The organism is Pseudomonas sp. NBRC 111143 (genome assembly GCF_001320965.1).
In the GTDB taxonomy this organism is placed as follows: domain Bacteria; phylum Pseudomonadota; class Gammaproteobacteria; order Pseudomonadales; family Pseudomonadaceae; genus Aquipseudomonas; species Aquipseudomonas machongensis.
Genome location: NZ_BCBT01000009.1, coordinates 98738 through 114236, shown reverse-complemented (window position 1 = coordinate 114236; position 15499 = coordinate 98738). Strand labels below are relative to the sequence as shown.

General features: G+C 61.1%; 19 protein-coding genes and 2 tRNA genes. 9 read left to right on the top strand and 12 right to left on the bottom strand.

Translation table 11 applies throughout. The annotated features are described in order from the left end of the window. Positions 1-43: 43 nt before the first annotated feature. On the bottom strand, positions 44-757 hold the full coding sequence (locus APH44_RS07725; RefSeq protein ID WP_054892106.1) for a histidine phosphatase family protein: 714 nt from the start codon (positions 755-757) through the stop codon (positions 44-46). A gap of 199 nt (positions 758-956) precedes the next feature. Between APH44_RS07725 and sohB the strand changes: the two genes are divergently transcribed. Both sohB and APH44_RS07715 read left to right on the top strand, forming a co-directional pair. Beyond that, positions 957-1982 carry a protease SohB gene (sohB, locus tag APH44_RS07720; RefSeq protein ID WP_054892105.1) on the top strand — a complete coding sequence of 342 codons (1026 nt, stop codon included), beginning with the start codon at positions 957-959 and terminating at the stop codon, positions 1980-1982. A gap of 145 nt (positions 1983-2127) precedes the next feature. Further along, positions 2128-2201: transfer RNA gene (locus tag APH44_RS07715), tRNA-Cys, on the top strand. A 797-nt stretch (positions 2202-2998) separates the two neighbouring features. Here the strand turns inward: APH44_RS07715 and APH44_RS07705 are convergent. Next, entirely contained in the window at positions 2999-3781 is a 783-nt protein-coding gene (locus APH44_RS07705) for an EAL domain-containing protein (protein WP_054892103.1), read from the bottom strand. Positions 3782-4127: 346 nt separating this feature from the next. Between APH44_RS07705 and APH44_RS07700 the strand changes: the two genes are divergently transcribed. After that, positions 4128-4421, top strand: coding sequence for a hypothetical protein (locus tag APH44_RS07700; RefSeq protein WP_054892102.1), 294 nt, complete (start codon positions 4128-4130; stop codon positions 4419-4421). Positions 4422-4652: 231 nt separating this feature from the next. Then, complete coding sequence (locus APH44_RS07695; protein ID WP_054892101.1) at positions 4653-5522, top strand: GyrI-like domain-containing protein; 870 nt, start codon at positions 4653-4655, stop codon at positions 5520-5522. A gap of 10 nt (positions 5523-5532) precedes the next feature. Here the strand turns inward: APH44_RS07695 and APH44_RS07690 are convergent, their stop codons facing one another. Both APH44_RS07690 and APH44_RS07685 read right to left on the bottom strand, forming a co-directional pair. Further along, positions 5533-5859, bottom strand: a complete 327-nt coding sequence (locus APH44_RS07690; protein ID WP_054892100.1) for a DUF2388 domain-containing protein — start codon at positions 5857-5859, stop codon at positions 5533-5535. A gap of 272 nt (positions 5860-6131) precedes the next feature. Next, a complete protein-coding gene (locus APH44_RS07685) occupies positions 6132-6806 on the bottom strand; it encodes a polysaccharide lyase family 7 protein (protein WP_054892099.1) in 675 nt (224 codons plus the stop codon). Here APH44_RS07685 and APH44_RS30040 point away from each other — a divergent pair. Further along, positions 6793-6966 (top strand): hypothetical protein, encoded by a 174-nt coding sequence (locus APH44_RS30040; protein WP_156356670.1) that lies wholly within the window; start codon positions 6793-6795, stop codon positions 6964-6966. The two genes, APH44_RS07685 and APH44_RS30040, sit on opposite strands and share 14 nt — an antisense overlap. A gap of 77 nt (positions 6967-7043) precedes the next feature. Further along, a complete protein-coding gene (locus APH44_RS07680) occupies positions 7044-7238 on the top strand; it encodes a hypothetical protein (RefSeq protein ID WP_054892098.1) in 195 nt (64 codons plus the stop codon). Position 7239: 1 nt separating this feature from the next. Here the strand turns inward: APH44_RS07680 and APH44_RS07675 are convergent, their stop codons facing one another. The 3 genes from APH44_RS07675 to APH44_RS07665 all read right to left on the bottom strand — a co-directional run bounded on the left by APH44_RS07675 (position 7240) and on the right by APH44_RS07665 (position 8161). After that, on the bottom strand, positions 7240-7653 hold the full coding sequence (locus APH44_RS07675) for a DoxX family protein (RefSeq protein WP_054892097.1): 414 nt from the start codon (positions 7651-7653) through the stop codon (positions 7240-7242). A 104-nt stretch (positions 7654-7757) separates the two neighbouring features. Next, positions 7758-7842, bottom strand: a tRNA-Leu gene (locus APH44_RS07670). 106 nt (positions 7843-7948) lie between these two features. Beyond that, positions 7949-8161, bottom strand: coding sequence for a hypothetical protein (locus APH44_RS07665; protein WP_054892096.1), 213 nt, complete (start codon positions 8159-8161; stop codon positions 7949-7951). A 136-nt stretch (positions 8162-8297) separates the two neighbouring features. On the opposite strand from APH44_RS07665, the gene APH44_RS07660 reads away from it, so the two are divergent. From APH44_RS07660 to APH44_RS07650, 3 genes are read left to right on the top strand one after another with little or no spacing between them, the layout of a single operon-like run. Further along, positions 8298-9446 carry a nitrogen regulation protein NR(II) gene (locus APH44_RS07660; RefSeq protein ID WP_054892095.1) on the top strand — a complete coding sequence of 383 codons (1149 nt, stop codon included), beginning with the start codon at positions 8298-8300 and terminating at the stop codon, positions 9444-9446. Positions 9447-9468: 22 nt separating this feature from the next. Continuing rightward, a complete protein-coding gene (locus tag APH44_RS07655; protein ID WP_054892094.1) occupies positions 9469-10914 on the top strand; it encodes an ATPase domain-containing protein in 1446 nt (481 codons plus the stop codon). A gap of 12 nt (positions 10915-10926) precedes the next feature. Then, positions 10927-11286, top strand: coding sequence for a response regulator (locus APH44_RS07650; protein WP_054892093.1), 360 nt, complete (start codon positions 10927-10929; stop codon positions 11284-11286). Positions 11287-11357: 71 nt separating this feature from the next. Here APH44_RS07650 and csrA read toward each other — a convergent pair whose 3' ends face one another. The 5 genes from csrA to modA form a co-directional block, all read right to left on the bottom strand. Then, on the bottom strand, positions 11358-11555 hold the full coding sequence (gene csrA / locus APH44_RS07645; RefSeq protein ID WP_054892092.1) for a carbon storage regulator CsrA: 198 nt from the start codon (positions 11553-11555) through the stop codon (positions 11358-11360). A gap of 264 nt (positions 11556-11819) precedes the next feature. Next, complete coding sequence (locus APH44_RS07640; RefSeq protein ID WP_054892091.1) at positions 11820-12833, bottom strand: DNA topoisomerase IB; 1014 nt, start codon at positions 12831-12833, stop codon at positions 11820-11822. A 54-nt stretch (positions 12834-12887) separates the two neighbouring features. Next, positions 12888-13979, bottom strand: coding sequence for a molybdenum ABC transporter ATP-binding protein (modC, locus tag APH44_RS07635; protein WP_054892090.1), 1092 nt, complete (start codon positions 13977-13979; stop codon positions 12888-12890). 1 nt (position 13980) lies between these two features. Further along, a complete protein-coding gene (gene modB / locus APH44_RS07630; protein ID WP_054892089.1) occupies positions 13981-14661 on the bottom strand; it encodes a molybdate ABC transporter permease subunit in 681 nt (226 codons plus the stop codon). Further along, on the bottom strand, positions 14661-15419 hold the full coding sequence (modA, locus tag APH44_RS07625; protein ID WP_054892088.1) for a molybdate ABC transporter substrate-binding protein: 759 nt from the start codon (positions 15417-15419) through the stop codon (positions 14661-14663). Before modA ends, modB begins: the two co-directional genes overlap by 1 nt. Between the last annotated feature and the right edge of the window lie 80 nt (positions 15420-15499).

Sequence of the window (15499 nt, the reverse complement as noted above, 5' to 3'; positions counted from 1 at the left end):
TTGTTGGGTGAAAGTCGCGTGCACGGGGCACAACAGGCCGGGCTCATCGATAGGTGAGAAGCTCCGGCATCCGCAACAGCTGCACGTGGGCCTGGCTGTTGAAGGAGGTCAATGCCACATCGCGGCCACGGAACTTCAGGTGGCTGAGCGACGTGTTGATGATCTGCCAGTTCAGCGCGAACGCCTGGGCTGGGGTGATTCCGGTGACCAGGTGGAGCAGGGCGGCGATGCTGCCACCGGAGGTGAAGATGGCAATGTTGTCACGGCTTGAGGCTTGTGCCAGGACGCGTTGCAGGCCGGCACCAACGCGCGCTGTGAACGCGGCCCAGGTCTCCAGGCCATCGTGAGCCTCGTGCTCGCCGTCATGCCAGCGCTGCACCATCAGCGCGAACAGACGCTGGAACTCGCTGCGATTCTGCGCAGCATTGCGCAGCACGTGCAGCGCCTCGGGCTCGTCTGGCAGCAGGGCAGGGAGCAGGGCGCGGATCACGCCGTCGGCATCGAACTCATTGAAGGCTGCATCGGTCTCTATGGCCGGGATCGCGCAGCCGGTAGCGGCCATTGCATCGAGCGTCAGCCGCGCGGTGTCCTGCTGGCGCCGCAGGTCACCGGCCAGGCAGCGATCCAGGTGCAGGTCCAGTTGAGCCAGGTGCTCACCCAACGCCTGACTCTGGCGCACACCCAGCGGCGACAGGACATCGTAGTCGTCGGCGCCGAAGGAGGCTTGGCCATGTCGGATCAGGTAGATGTTGCCCACTGGAATGTCCGGCCGGGATGGAGGTTGCTGCGAGGTTAGGATGCGCCAGAGAGGCTGTCAATGAAAAAACATACAAGCGTTTGAAAAGGTTGTTTGAACTGTGTTGCCAGCATTTTCCCATGCTGGCGGCAGCCCAGGCGCACCGGTATGCTTGCATCAGTTTCGCGTCGTGCAGGCGCAGGTTCATTAAGGAGTCAATGTGGAGTTTCTTGCCGAATACGCAAGCTTTCTCGCCAAAACCGCCACTGTGGTGATCGCCATCCTGGTCATCCTTTCGGGTATCGCCAACCTGCGTGGCAAGGGTCGACGCAAGCCCGGCGGGCAATTGCAGGTCACTCGCCTCAACACCTTCTACAAGGAGCTGCGCGAGCGCCTGGAAGCTGGCCTGCTCGACAAGGCCGAGCTCAAGGCCCTGCGCAAGCAGCAGGCCAAGACGGAAAAACAGAAGAAGAAAGGCAAGGCCAAGCCCGAGGAAAAGGGCCGGGTCTTCGTGCTGGACTTCGACGGCGACATCAAGGCCTCCGCCACCGAGAGCCTGCGCAACGAAATCACTGCGCTGCTCACCCTCGCCACCCCACGTGACGAAGTGGTGCTGCGCCTCGAGAGCGGTGGCGGACTGGTGCACAGCTACGGCCTGGCTGCCTCGCAGCTGGCGCGTATCCGCCAGGCCGGTATTCCGCTGACCGTGTGCATCGACAAGGTCGCAGCCAGCGGCGGCTACATGATGGCCTGTATCGGCGAGAAGATCGTCAGTGCGCCGTTCGCTGTACTTGGCTCGATCGGCGTCGTCGCGCAGTTGCCCAACGTCAATCGCCTGCTGAAAAAGCACGACGTCGACTTCGAGGTCTTCACGGCCGGCGAATACAAGCGCACCGTCACCGTGTTTGGCGAGAACACCGAGAAGGGCCGGGAGAAATTCCAGGAAGACCTGGACATCACCCACCAGCTGTTCAAGGACTTCGTCGCCCGCTACCGCCCGCAGTTGCACATCGATGAGGTCGCCACCGGTGAAGTGTGGCTGGGCATTGCCGCACTCAACCGCAAGCTGGTGGACGAGTTGCGCACCAGCGACGAATACCTCAGCGACCGCGCCCACGACGCCAACCTGTTTCACGTCCGCTATGCCGAGCGTAAATCCCTGCAGGAGCGCATTTGCGTGGCCGCCAGCGGTGCCGTGGAGAACACCTTGGTAGGGCTTTGGAGCAGGCTTGGCCGCTTGCGCTAACACCTTGAACCCCTTGAAGATTTTTTTCTTCAGGGGGGTTGCAAGGCGAGGGGAATGCCGACATAATGGCGTCCATCGAAACGCAGCTCACTTGAAAAAGTTGAGCGGTTTCAAGGAGATAGCGAAAGCTGACTCCGAACTTTGAGGCCGAGTAGCAAAGTGGTTATGCTCCGGATTGCAAATCCGTCTACGCCGGTTCGATTCCGACCTCGGCCTCCACTCTTCGAAAACCCCGCAGATTAACGTCTGCGGGGTTTTTCTTTATGGGTCCGAAAAGCCAAGAGTTCCGAAACAAAAGGCATGGGGCATGCGCTACACCGGATCCGCAACAGAAGGCCATATCGCGGCAATTGAAAAAGTTTGTGAGCGAGGAGATTGCGTCAGGCCATGACTGCTGCCACGGCGTGGGGGCGGCAGTGCGCCCTGGACTGGATCACCGAGAGCTCTCCGCATGCGCCTACCGGCCTTGAAGTTAAACCCTCTGGACGCAGGCCTTAACGTACTTCCAGATAAGGATGCTGGAAAACGGAACGCTCTTGAAAAGACATCAGTCGTATCTCCATCGGAGGCGCATTTGAGGCGCACAATTGGAGAGAATGATGAGCCTTCAGTCCATAAGCCATAACCTGTACGAGCACACCTACCTTGGGTACCAGGCATCTATCTACGTGCTGTGGGAGGCTAGCCTTGATTTTCCCACCGGGATGCTGGTTGAAGTAGGGAGACCAGGCGCTACGGCGCGCACGATGCGTGTGAATCGGCCATTCTCCTCCCCGTTTGAAGCAGTTATCGAAGGAAAGGTAATGGTCGAACAGTACGTGCAGAGTCAGAATGGCTGAGCATGATTGACACGCACAGCTTTCAGGCTGCTGCTTTCGGCCGAGCCGCATTCAGGTGAAGGCCGTTAGCTCTCGCATCCCGCTCTCTCAGGTCCGCTAGATGGCATTACCAACCCTCGAGCCTCGAAGGCTCGGGGTTGGGCTGCGCTGAATGCCTTCTGCTACAAGCAGGTCAAACTAAGAAAGTCGTTCGACCAATGGCAATGCATTTACCTGGGGTCGAGCGAACAGAAATCCTTGCATCAAATCAATCCCCAATGCTGCCAATGCTTGGCACTCTGCATCTGTCTCAATCCCCTCGGCGATCAGCGTAATGCCCAGTCGTTCGGCTACCAGAACGATACCCGCGACGATGGCTTGCCGAACCGGATCCTGGCTGATTCTCCGCGTGAGTGCCATATCCAGCTTCAGTACGTCTGGCTGAAATTCTGCGAGGAGGTTCAAGCCTGAGTAACCCGAGCCGAAGTCATCTATCGCAGTGGTGAAGCCCTGTCGGCCGTATTCCTTGAAGATTGCTTTCAAGTGCTCGGTATCGTCGATCCGCTCACCCTCGGTCACTTCGAACATGAGCTGATTGGCAGGGAAGTCGAATGTCCGGGTGGCTTCCAGGGTAGCTCGGATACAGGTGCTGGCACGGTAGACGGCGTTGGGCAGAAAGTTGATGCTCAATTTACAGTCCGCATGCCGTCCCAATCCTAGTGCCGCCGCTTGCTCGATGGCCTTCACTCGACAGGCCTGATCGAAACGGTACAGATTATCGGGCGACACCTTGGCCAGGATTTGCGCAGCGCTTTCACCGCTTAGACCGCGAACCAATGCCTCATAGCCATACGGCCTACCTGAAGGAACGTGAATGATGGGCTGGAAGGCCATCGTGATGTCGAAACCCAGGCTCGCAAGGTCGCGACATTGGGAGCAGCCAATCGCTAGAAAGGGCTGGGGGAAAACGGGCTTGCTCATGGGTTATCGCCGAGGTGCGTGAGTACGATGTTGAGAATGCTTGAATCCACAGCAAGTTCCAATTTGTACCCACTCGCCTTGGCTCAGGGGCAGTCTGCCGTGAGGCTCAGCCTGTAGACGCGTCCACCTGGCGTTAGGATGAACTGTGTTCCACGACGTCGGACCTTCGGGAGTTTATTTGTGGGCTAGAAACCTGTTTCTTATACATGGTCTTCGCTGGCGTACAAGATTCAGGGCCGCCTGTCAGACTGCGACGGATTTTGACGCCAATTTTATGAATGTCGCCGGAGGCAGCGCTAATGTGGGTACGTCACCTACATTAACGCGTATGTCGAAGGAGGCCGGCATGATTATCAGAGGAGAGGTGTTTTGGGGCTGGGCCGACCCGACCCTGCATCACCGCGATCACGTAGAGGCGCTGGATGACGGAACCGTGATCGATGTTCAGGCGAGGCTGTCTCGAATAGGGGGCACGCAACTGTTCATCGGCGTTTATTCGTCTTCAGGCGCCAGGCTTCTTGAAGAGGCCTACGATGAACGTCCTGGAGAGTCGATGACCCGCGCTCTTGCATGGGGTGTGGGACGCGCCAGGAGGATTGCGATGGAGGGTGCGCCCAGGAAGATTGCAGCCAGGGCATGACCCTTGAGGTTAACCACGAAGCCCAGCTCCGCGCTGGGCTTTTTGCATCTGGCGACACTACGCCCCCACAGCGCTCTCTCAAAGGGGGATACATGAAATACTGCTCGCATTGCTAGCCATGCCCGGCGTGGTTGGATGCTCATCGCCGGATGCATTGAGCAAACCCGGCTAGGTACGCTCTCCGAGCATCGACGATCCTTGCCTCACCGCAACCACTGGGCCTTGCCACCGATGTCCTGCACGCCTCCCAACGCGATCTACGCCAAGCGCTTCGAAGCGGTGCTCACCCATATCCAGGCCAATCTAGAAGGTGACCTGTCGGTGAACACCCTGAGCGAGGTCGCGAACTTCTCGACCTTTCACTTCCATCGGCAGTTCACTGCGTACGTCGGCGTGCCCGTCGCGCGATACGTGCAGCTGATGCGACTGCATCGGGCTGGGCAACGACTGGCGGGGGATGACAGCCATTCGGTACTGGACGCTGCGTTGGACGCTGGCTTCGAGAGCCCCGAGGCGTTCAGCCGTGCGTTTCGCCGGGCCTTCGGCATGTCGCCGAGCACTTTTCGCCAGGCGCCGAGTTGGCAGCTGTGGAATGCGGTATTTGCCATTCCTCATTTTTCCAGGAGTATCGTCATGCAAGTTCGGATCGTGGACTTTGTCGAGGTCAAGGTTGTAGCGCTGGAGCACCATGGTGCACCGGCATTGCTGGACCAGACGGTCGGGCGCTTCATCGATTGGCGCAAGCACACCGGCCAGTCGCCGGTGGAGAGCAGCCGCACATTCGGCATCCCATACGGCAACCCCGACACCACACCAGCGCAGGATTTTCGCTTTGCCATCTGTGGCGAGATCAATCAGCCGCTGGTGCCTGGTGACGAAGCGGTGCGAGAGCTCATCATCCCTGCCGGGCGTTGTGCGGTGGTGCGTCATGTCGGCTCGCCGCATGCCATTGGTGAGACTATCTATCCGGTCTATCGCGACTGGTTGCCGGGCAGTGGTGAGGAACTGCGCGACCATCCGCTGTACTTCGAGTATCTGAGCGTGTATCCGCAGACGCCGCTCGAGCAATGGCAGACGGATATCTACATCCCCCTGCGCTGAGTGGCGCTGTTCAATAGATAGCCACGATTGCCAGCGCCAGTTGCCGGTCGCTCATGAAAGGAGGGGCGGTGCTGGCGCGGTAATCCCGGCGCGCCTGCTCGAAGCGCACTCCACGGATGGCGCCGTCCGAGCCGATGAAGGCGAGCGCATCGTCCTTGGCCGACTTCAGCGAATCAGTGGTGTTCGAGGTGAGCGCCGTGGTGCCGGCCAACACGATGGTCGGTGCCAGCGTGGTGATCATGAGCGCCGCTTCGAAAGGGTTGGCGTTTTCATTGGCTTCGATCGTATGGCTGACGGCGGTCAGGAGGGCGATGCCGATGGCTGTCCGTGCGTGCATGTCTGTCGCTTCCGTTCTTGTGCAAGTACTCACTTGCAATGGGACGCTGGGCGAATCAATTACGGCACAGCCTGCCCACAGCAGCGTTGCTCCCATGGGCAACGTGCCAGCCATGCGCTTTTCGTCGGGGAAGGTTAGCCTGAAGCAGTTGGCGGCATGACGCAGAAAAAGAAAAACCCGCCATTTGGGCGGGTTCAAGAACGTATCGAAGCCAGGTCACTATGCCCCTGTGAATGTCAGCATTTCGTGAAAGGCATGTCGACAGACTGTTTCTAGATGTGGCTGAGTTCGAGTCGGCTGATCACGCACACCGAGCCGTCTTCGGCGGCGGTGGAGTCGCTGTAGTCCACCTGGTTATACACGCCGCCATGGAAATTGAAGGCGCGGACGTTCCAGCTCTGGGCCATCTGCAGGACGCCAGTGCTGCCCGTACGGCCGTTGCAGGTGGCGCTGACCGTTGCCGCACCGGCGCTGGTGACGTCGATGCTGATCTCGAACGGGGTGTTCAGCGGCACGTCGGTCAGTACGTTGCTACTCAGCGGCGTGAGCTGGTTGAAGTCCTGGCGAAACCCCAGGGTGATCTTGCCCTTGTTCCAGAACACCTTGATCACAGGGCTGTCGTCGTCCTTGACGTGCATCTGCGAAATCACCACTTTTTGCGCCGAATTGACCTTTTCCAGGGTCATGCGCTGATGATTGCTGTGGCGGGTAGCGCTGGTCAGGGACCAATAGCGTGCTTCCTTCCACTCGCAGCGGGTGCGGTGGGTGCTCTTGCTCGAAGCGCCGCGGGTCGGAGCGCTCATGCGGATCGAGCCGTCGCTGAGGCGGGCAATTACCTGGGTGAGGGTGGCCAGGGCCTGGGCCCCGGTCAGTTCCAGCGCCACCGGATTGCTGGGTGACTTGGGCACGGGCGTGGTGATGATGAGGTTTTCCATGTTCACGGCCATTGCTGTTCTCCTTGCAAAAAAGACAGGTCCTACACCTAGTGCGAACCTGGAGGAGCGGCGCAAGTTTCAGCTGATCCATGAGCGGCAAAAAAAAGCCCGCCATGGCGGCGGGCAAGACGTTCTGAAGGGAGCAGCGCAAGATTACGGCTTGCGCAGTTAAGCGAGCGTTAACCCGGTTCAATGATTGACCGCGACTTCCGATAAGCCTATACAGGCCCCCCAACACGGAGCTGCGCGATGCACGAAGAAGACGACCTGCCTGAGCCTGAGCACGATCACTTGCTCGATCACGAATTTCTCTACGAGGACTTCGACCCTGAGGCCGATGCCCAGGGCGCCGAGGATGAGATCGAGGAAGACGAGGCGCTACAGGATGATCTCGACGATGACGAGCAAGACCATCCCGCCTGGCATGACCACCCTGACGACTGAGTCAGCGCCGGTCCAGCGAGAAGCGTCCGGCGCCTGTCACAGCCAATAGCAGCAGCCCGCCGATGATGCTCATGTTCTTGAAGAACTGGGTCATGTTGGCTGCGCGCGCAGGCTCGACCATGTTCCAGAACGGGTGGCCAATCAGCGCCGTGCCGAGCACGAACAGGGCGAACAGCAAAGCCAGTGGTCGGGTGTAGAAACCGAGTATCAGGAGGATGGCTACGAAGAACTCCATGATCACTGCGACCGCCGCCGCGACCGTCGGGGCTGGGGCGCCCAGGGATCCGAGATAGCCCACGGTGCCTTCGAAGCCGGTGAGTTTGCTCCAGCCAGAGAGGACGAAGAGGATCATCAAGAGGATGCGCGCCAGAAGGATGATGGCATCGCGTTGACCGTCGAAGAGGGTGTAGCGCATGTCTATGCTCCGGTGGACAGTGTCAGAATCCACTCTAGCAGGTGCGCAAGCCTTTGCTGCACGAACGAAAAAGGCGCCTGTTCAGGCGCCTTTGACGAGGAATATGGTGCGAGTGGTGGGACTCGAACCCACAAGGCTTGCGCCGACAGATTTTAAGTCTGCTGTGTATACCAATTCCACCACACTCGCACACTTGACCGGGTCACCGGGACCGGCACGCTTCAATACTGAAGGGCCATACAATCAAGCGCGCTTTATAACCCATCGTTATAGGTGAGTCAACCGCGCTGCCCGTTCAGGGGCGGATCAGCTGGGCGATTTCGCGCATGTCATCAGCGCTGTGGCGAAGGTCCTGCACCTGTTCGCCCATGGCGGTGGCATCGTCCTGATGCACCGAGTGGCGTAGAAAACGGGTGTGGCCATCGAGTGCCTGGCACAGATGGTCGATCTGCCGGGCGGTGTGGCGCAGGTCGTCCTGCAGGCCCAGCAGACGGAAATTGATTGCCATATAGGTTCCATGACAGGTGGGGGGCTGGGGTACTATAGGGTAATCCCCGGCTTGCTGTCATTGCGCCATATATCGGACACTGATGCCGTGCACTAAGCTCTTCTACAGTTCCTCTTGTCGTGCTCGTGGAGCCCGCATGGTTTCGACCGATCGTCCTGCCCCGCCGCTCATGACTGCCAATCGCTACGAACAGCTGGTGCAGGCGGTGGTGGATTACGCCATCTACATGCTCGATCCGACCGGTCACGTCGTGTCCTGGAACCCAGGGGCCGAGCGGATCAAGGGCTATTGTGCCGACGAGGTGATCGGTCGGCATTTCTCGTTGTTCTTCACGCCACAGGATTGCGCCGACGGTCGCCCGGCACGCCTGCTGCGCCAGGCGCTGGAGCAGGGCGTGGCGCAGGACGAAGGTTGGCGAGTGCGCAAGGACGGTACGCAGTTCTGGGCTCTGGCGGCGCTGGATGTGGTGCGCGATGAGCATGGCGAGATCATCGGCCTGGCCAAGGTGACGCGCGATATCACGGATCGACGTGAATCGGCGTTGCAGCTCGACACGATGCGAGCGCAGCTCTTCCAGGCGCAGAAGCTCGAGGCCTTGGGGCAATTGACTGGTGGCCTGGCCCATGACTTCAACAACCTGCTGACCATCATCCTCAGCTCGGCGCGCCTGGCGCGTGCCAGTGGCGATCCGCAGCGGATAGAGCGCCTGCTCGAACACATCCTCGAGGCTGGGCAGCGTGGCTCGCAATTGACAGGCCAGTTGCTCAGCTTCGCTCGCCACCGGCAACTGAACGTCAGCACCATCTCCCCTGACGAGTTGGTTGCGTCCACCCGCAGCCTGGTGGAGCACGCCTTGCCTGACGGCATCGACCTCATCGCGCAGGTGGCGCCAGAGGTGCCGACGATCGAGGTGGATGCGGGGCAGCTGCAGATGGTCTTGCTCAACCTGCTGTTCAATGCCCGTGATGCCATCAGCGGCAAGGGGACGATCGGCCTGGACGTGACAGTTGTTGAACTGGCGGGTGAGGTAGAGGCGCTGCACGGGCGCTTCCTGCGTTTCGATGTGCAGGACAGCGGCCACGGGATCGATGCGCAGGTGCTGCCGCGAATCTTCGAGCCTTTTTTCACCACCAAGGCTTTTGGTAAGGGAACCGGGCTGGGGTTGAGTCAGGTCTATGGTTTTGCCAAGCAGAGCAATGGTGCGATCTGCGTAGCAAGTTCGGTCGGTGAGGGCACGCGCATGAGCCTTTACCTGCCGGTTTCATCGAAAGTGCCCGAACCCTGAGACACGAGGTGGACAGTACGTCATGGTAGAAACACTCAAGCGACTGGCGACCGGTATCGAGGGCCTGGATGCGCTGCTCAAAGGCGGCCTGGTAGCCGGGTCTTCATACATCGTCCAGGGGCCGCCCGGGGCGGGCAAGACCATCCTCGCCAACCAGTTGGCCTGCGGCCATGTGCGTGACGGCGGGCGGGTGTTGGTCGCGACTTTGCTCAGCGAGTCCCATGAGCGCCTGTTCAAGTACCTCTCGACCCTGGAGTTCTTCGATCAGACGCTGGTGGGCGACCAGATTCAGTTCGTCAGTGCCTTCGATACGTTGCAGGACGAAGGGCTGGAAGCGGTGGTGCGTCTGTTGCGCCAGGAGATCGCCAGGCAGCAGGCCAGCTTGTTGATCGTCGATGGCCTGCTCAATGCTCGGGCGCGGGCCGAAACCAGTCTCGATACCAAGAAATTCGTCGCCGAACTGCAAGGGCACGCGGCATTTGCCGGCTGCACGGTGTTGCTGTTGACCAGCGCTCGCCTCGATGAGGGCAGCCCGGAGCACACCATGGTCGATGGCGTCATCGAGTTGGGTGAACAGCTCGAGGGCAGCCGCGCAGTGCGTCATATACAGTTGCGCAAAACCCGAGGCAGCGGTGCACTGTCGGGGGTTCATGAATGCCTGATCAACGAGGCAGGGCTGCAGGTCTATCCGCGCCTGGAGGCGTTGTACAGCCACCCGAGCAACCTGGGTTCTGACACCTTGGTGCGTATCACCACGGGTGTAAAAGCGTTGGACGGGATGCTCAATGGTGGTCTGGCCGAAGGGTCGGTGAGCCTGCTCATGGGGCCGTCGGGAGCGGGCAAGTCATCCCTTGGGCTCGGCTTTCTTGCAGCGGCCACGCCTGAGGCGCCGGCGCTGCATTTTGGTTTCTACGAGCCGCCTGCCCGCCTGAGGTTGAAGGCTGCCTCGCTGGGCTACGACTTTGCCGAAATGGAACGCCAGGGTGCCTTGCAGCTCAGTTGGCAACCGACCACCGAGGGCTTGCTCGATCAGGTTGGCGCACGCTTGCTCGCGCAGGTACAGGCGTTGGGGGCGAGGCGTGTGGTGATCGACAGCCTGGGCGCCTTCGCTCGACTCGCTTTCGATCAGGCGCGGCTCAACGGTTTCTTCCGAGCCCTGACCGGCGAGCTGCGCGCACGGGGTGTCAGTGTGATGCTGACCTGGGAGATGCGCGACCTGTTCGGCTCGGAAATCACGTCACCGGCACCGGACCTGTCGAGCATCGTCGACAACCTGTTCCTGATGCGTTTCGTCGAACTGGAGTCGCAGCTGCGGCGTGTGTTGTCGATTCTCAAGGTCCGTGACAGCCACTATGATCCGGCACTCCACGAGCTGGCTATCGGCGCCGATGGCATTACCCTGCGCAACGCATTCGCGGGGGCCAGCGGTGTGCTGTCGGGCACGGCCGTACCCCAGGGGGACCGCTGACGGTACCTGGCAATGAACAGCATCCTGATCGTCGATGATGAATACCTGATCGCCGACATCCTCGGATTCGCCCTGGAGGATGAGGGTTTTCTGGTAGAAAAGGCCAGCAATGGGCGCAAGGCGCTGGAGGCCCTGAGAGAGAAGCGGGTTGACCTGGTGATCACCGACTACATGATGCCGGTGCTCAATGGCGAGGAGCTGGCCAGGGCGATCCGCAATGAGCTGCAGCTGCCCGATCTGCCGGTCATTCTCATGAGCGGCGCGCAGGCCTACGAGGGGCACAGGCTAACGGAACTGTTCAGCGCGGTGTTCGACAAACCGTTCGACATGGACCGCATGATCGCCAAGGTCCGCGAACTGTTGAGTCCCTGAGCCGCAGGCGGAATCCCGCGGGGACGTGCCGTGCGATCAAGCGCGTCCGTGCGGCTTGAGGCGAAGGGTGGTCAGTATTGGTCGTCGGCTTTCTCCGGAGCGGGGTTGCCGGCCTGGATGCGCTTGAAAATCTCTTCACGATGGACCTGGACATCCTTGGGCGCATCGATGCCGATCCTCACTTGCATCCCCTTGACGCCCAGAATGGTGACTTTGATGTCATCGTTGATGACGATGCTTTCGCCAACCTTGCGGGTGAGTATCAGCATGTAGTTCTCCTTGGTGATGTAGAAATCCGTGGGGCTATGTGCCGCAGCGGTGGGAGCCTGTCCCTCTTCCTTCTCATTAAAGACGCTTTCGGAAGATATTAATTCCTGAGCGAACAAAATCTGTTGGCGGTCTTCAGTTGCAGGTGCCGACATCAACCGGGTCAGATCAATCGGCGAAGGTGCTCGGTGGCAAGGATAGGGGGCCGGAGCGAATATGGGAAATTTCTCTGCTTTATGTTGTAAATAGCTCTGGTCAATGAAACTTCACAGCGCTTCGAGTGCCTGCAGAAAACGCAACAGGGCCACCTCTTCCTGCTCCAGGCCTTTGCGTGCCCGCACTCGCGGAAGTTCGGCAAGGCGGCCCAGGTGGAAGTGCTCGAGCAGCGCTGGATGGATGTAGCAGCGTCGGCACACCGCCGGCGTGTTGCCCAGGCGCGTTGCAACCTCGCGGACGATGGCCGCGACCTGGCGCTTGGCCTCGGCCTCAGGCTGCCAGGCCAGCGGACGCAGCAGGCTCAGGGCCAGGGCGCTGCCGCCCCAGGTGCGGTAGTCCTTGGCGGTGAAGTCGGCACCGGTCAGTTGTTGGAGGAACAGGTTGATGTCACTGGAGCCGATGCGATGGCGCTGGCCGTCCTCGTCCAGGTACTGGAAGAGTTCCTGGCCAGGCAGCTCCATGCAGCGCTTGAGCAGTTGCGCCAGGCGCCGGTCGCGCACGGTGATGCTGTGCTCGACGCCGCGCTTGCCGCGAAACTGGAAGCGAATGGTGCTGCCCCTGACCTCGACATGTCGGTTGCGCAGGGTGGTCAGTCCGTAGGACTGGTTGTCGCGCAGGTATTGACGATTGCCGATGCGGATCAGCGTGTTGTCGAGCAGACTGACCACCAGTGCCATGACCTTTTCCCGGTCCATTCCGGGGCGTGCCAGGTGCTGGTCGAGATGCCGGCGCAGCCCTGGCAACGCTTGCGCGAAGGCCAGCATGCGCCCGTACTTGTGCTCGTCGCGTAGCATGCGCCACTCGCTGTGGTAGCGGTACTGCTTGCGCCCACGGGCATCGCGACCGGTGGCTTGCAGGTGGCCTTGTGGGTCGAGGCAGATCCACACATCGGTATAGGCGGGCGGAATGACCAGCGCCGCGATACGCGCCAGCGTATCCGTGTCGCGCACCCGCTCGCCATCAGGGCTGAGGTAGATGAAGCGCCCACGCCAAAGGCGTCGGCTCAGGCCTGGCTGGGTGTCGTCGACATAGTGCAGGGTGCGGGGCAGGGTGATCTCGGGCATGGCGCAGTCCATCGACCAGTTGTCATCTGTGGACAACGATAGTGCCTGAGTTGCTCAGGCCAACAGCGCCACCGACTTGATCTGCGCCCACAGCATCTGGCCCGGCTGCAGCCCGAGTTGGTCTGCCGAGTACCGGGTGATGCGCGCGAGCAAGGCGCTGCCGGCAGCGTCGAGGCTGACCAGCACGTGCGCCGGGTTGTCGGCCGGGCGACATTCACGCACGGTCACCGGCAAACGGTTGAGGATGCTCGAGGTGCCGTCGTGGGCGAGGGTCAGGCTGACATCGCGGGCGTGTACCTTGAGGCGCAGGGTGCTGCCGACATGCAGGTCGGGATGGGCGATGCGCAGCAGCGCACCGTCGCTGCCCGGCAAGCGCAGGTCGAACAGTCCATAGTCGGGTTGGTGGCCGATCACCACACCTTCGAGCACCACACCCGCTTCCTCGCTCTGCGCCAGCGAGAGATCGAGGCGCGCGAGCGTCTGGCCGATCGGGCCGCTGGCCATGACCTTGCCCTGCTCCAGCAGTACCAGATGATCGGCCAGGCGTGCGACCTCGTCCTGGGAGTGGCTGACATACACCACAGGGATGTCGAGCTCGTCGTGCAGGCGTTCGAGGTAGGGCAGGATCTCGCGCTTGCGCGGGCCGTCCAGGGCGGCCAGGGGCTCATCCATCAGCAGCAGCCGGGGGCTGCTGAGCAGGGCGCGAGCGATGCCGACACGCTGCGCTTCGCCGCCGGAGAGGGTGATGGGCTTGCGTTCGAGCAAGTGCCCGATCCCCAGCAACTGGCAGGCTTGGTCCAGTCCGACCTTGCGTTCGCTGGCCGAGACCCGCCGCCAGCCGAATTCCAGATTGCCGCGCACCGAGAGGTGCGCAAACAGGCTGGCCTCCTGGAACACATAGCCCACCGGGCGTCGATGCGGGGCGAGGAAAGTGCCGTGGCGACTGTCTTCCCACACCTCGCCGTTGATCTCGATGTAGGCTTCGCTGGCGCGTTCCAGGCCGGCCAGGCAGCGCAGGCAGGAAGTCTTGCCTGAGCCTGAATGGCCGAACAGGGCGCTGATCCCGCGGCCCGGCAGGTCGAGGTCGACATCCAGGGTGAAGTCGTCGCGCGCCAGTTTCAGGCGTGCGTGCATGCGTGAACTCATCTCAGCTCCAGCCAGCCTTGCCACGGCGGCCGGCATAGAGCATCAGCAGCACCAGGAAGGAGAACACCAGCATCGCACCGGCCAGCCAGTGCGCTTGCGAATAGGCCATGGCTTCGACGTGATCGAAGATCTGCACCGAAACCACGCGGGTCTTGTCGGGGATGTTGCCACCGATCATCAGTACCACACCGAACTCGCCGACGGTATGGGCAAAGCCGAGGATGCTGGCAGTGATGAAGCCCGGCCTGGCCAGCGGCAGCACCACGTGGATGAAGGTGTCCCAAGGGCTGGCCCGCAGCGTTGCGGCCACTTCCAGCGGGCGCTGGCCGATGGCGCTGAAGGCGTTCTGCAGGGGCTGGACGACGAACGGCATGGAGTACACCACCGAGCCGATCACCAGCCCGGTAAAGCTGAACACCACGGTGCCTAGCCCCAGCGCCTGGGTGGCCTGACCAAGCCAGCCGTGGGGGCCGAGCGCGATCAGCAGGTAGAAACCGATCACGGTCGGTGGCAGCACCAGGGGCAGTGCCACGATTGCCCCGACGGGCCCGCGCAGCCATGAGCGGGTGCGTGCCAGCCACCAGGCGATGGGCGTGCCCACCACCAGCAGGATCAGTGTGGTCAGGCTGGCCAGTTTGACGGTCAGCCAGATCGCCCCCAGGTCACTGGCGTCGAGTGGCATCAGATTTCATAGCCGTAGGACTTGATCACCGCAGCGGCTTTCGGGCCCTTGAGGTACTCGACCAAGGCCTTGGCCGCCGGATTATCCTTGCCTTTGTTGAGAATCACCGCGTCCTGGCGAATCGGGTCGTGCAGGGTGGACGGGACGATCCACGCCGAACCGTTTTCGACCTTGCCATCCTTGTAGATCTGCGACAGGGCGACGAAGCCCAGTTCGGCGTTGCCGGTGGAGACGAACTGGAAGGCCTGAGTGATGTTCTGCCCTTCGACGATCTTGCCCTTGGTGGCTTCGGTCAGCTTGAGTTTGTCCAGCACCTGGGTAGCGGCCAGGCCGTAGGGCGCGGCCTTGGGGTTGGCGATGGACAGGTGCTGGAAGTCGTTCTTCTTCAACACCTCACCCTTGTCGTCGATATAACCGGGCTTGGCGGACCACAGGGCGAGGGTGCCGATGGCGTAGGTGAAGCGCGAGCCTTCGACGATTTCCTTTTCCTGCTCAAGTTTGGCAGGGGTGCTGTCGTCGGCGGCGAGGAACACTTCGAACGGCGCGCCGTTCTTGATCTGCGCATAGAACTGTCCGGTGGCGCCAAAGGCTGCGACCAGCTTGTGTCCGGTGTCTTTCTCGAAGTCCTTGGCGATCGCCTGGATCGGCGCGGTAAAGTTGGCTGCCACGGCCACCTGAACTTCATCGGCCCAGGCGCTATTGAGGGAAATCAGGCTGGCCAGGGCGCTGGCGGCCAGGTGAGACAGGCGAATACGCATGAAACGGGCTCCTCGGAGGGTTATCGTTATATTGCGAAATATATAGCGATAAACCGTTCGCCGGGAAGAGGTGAAATCAT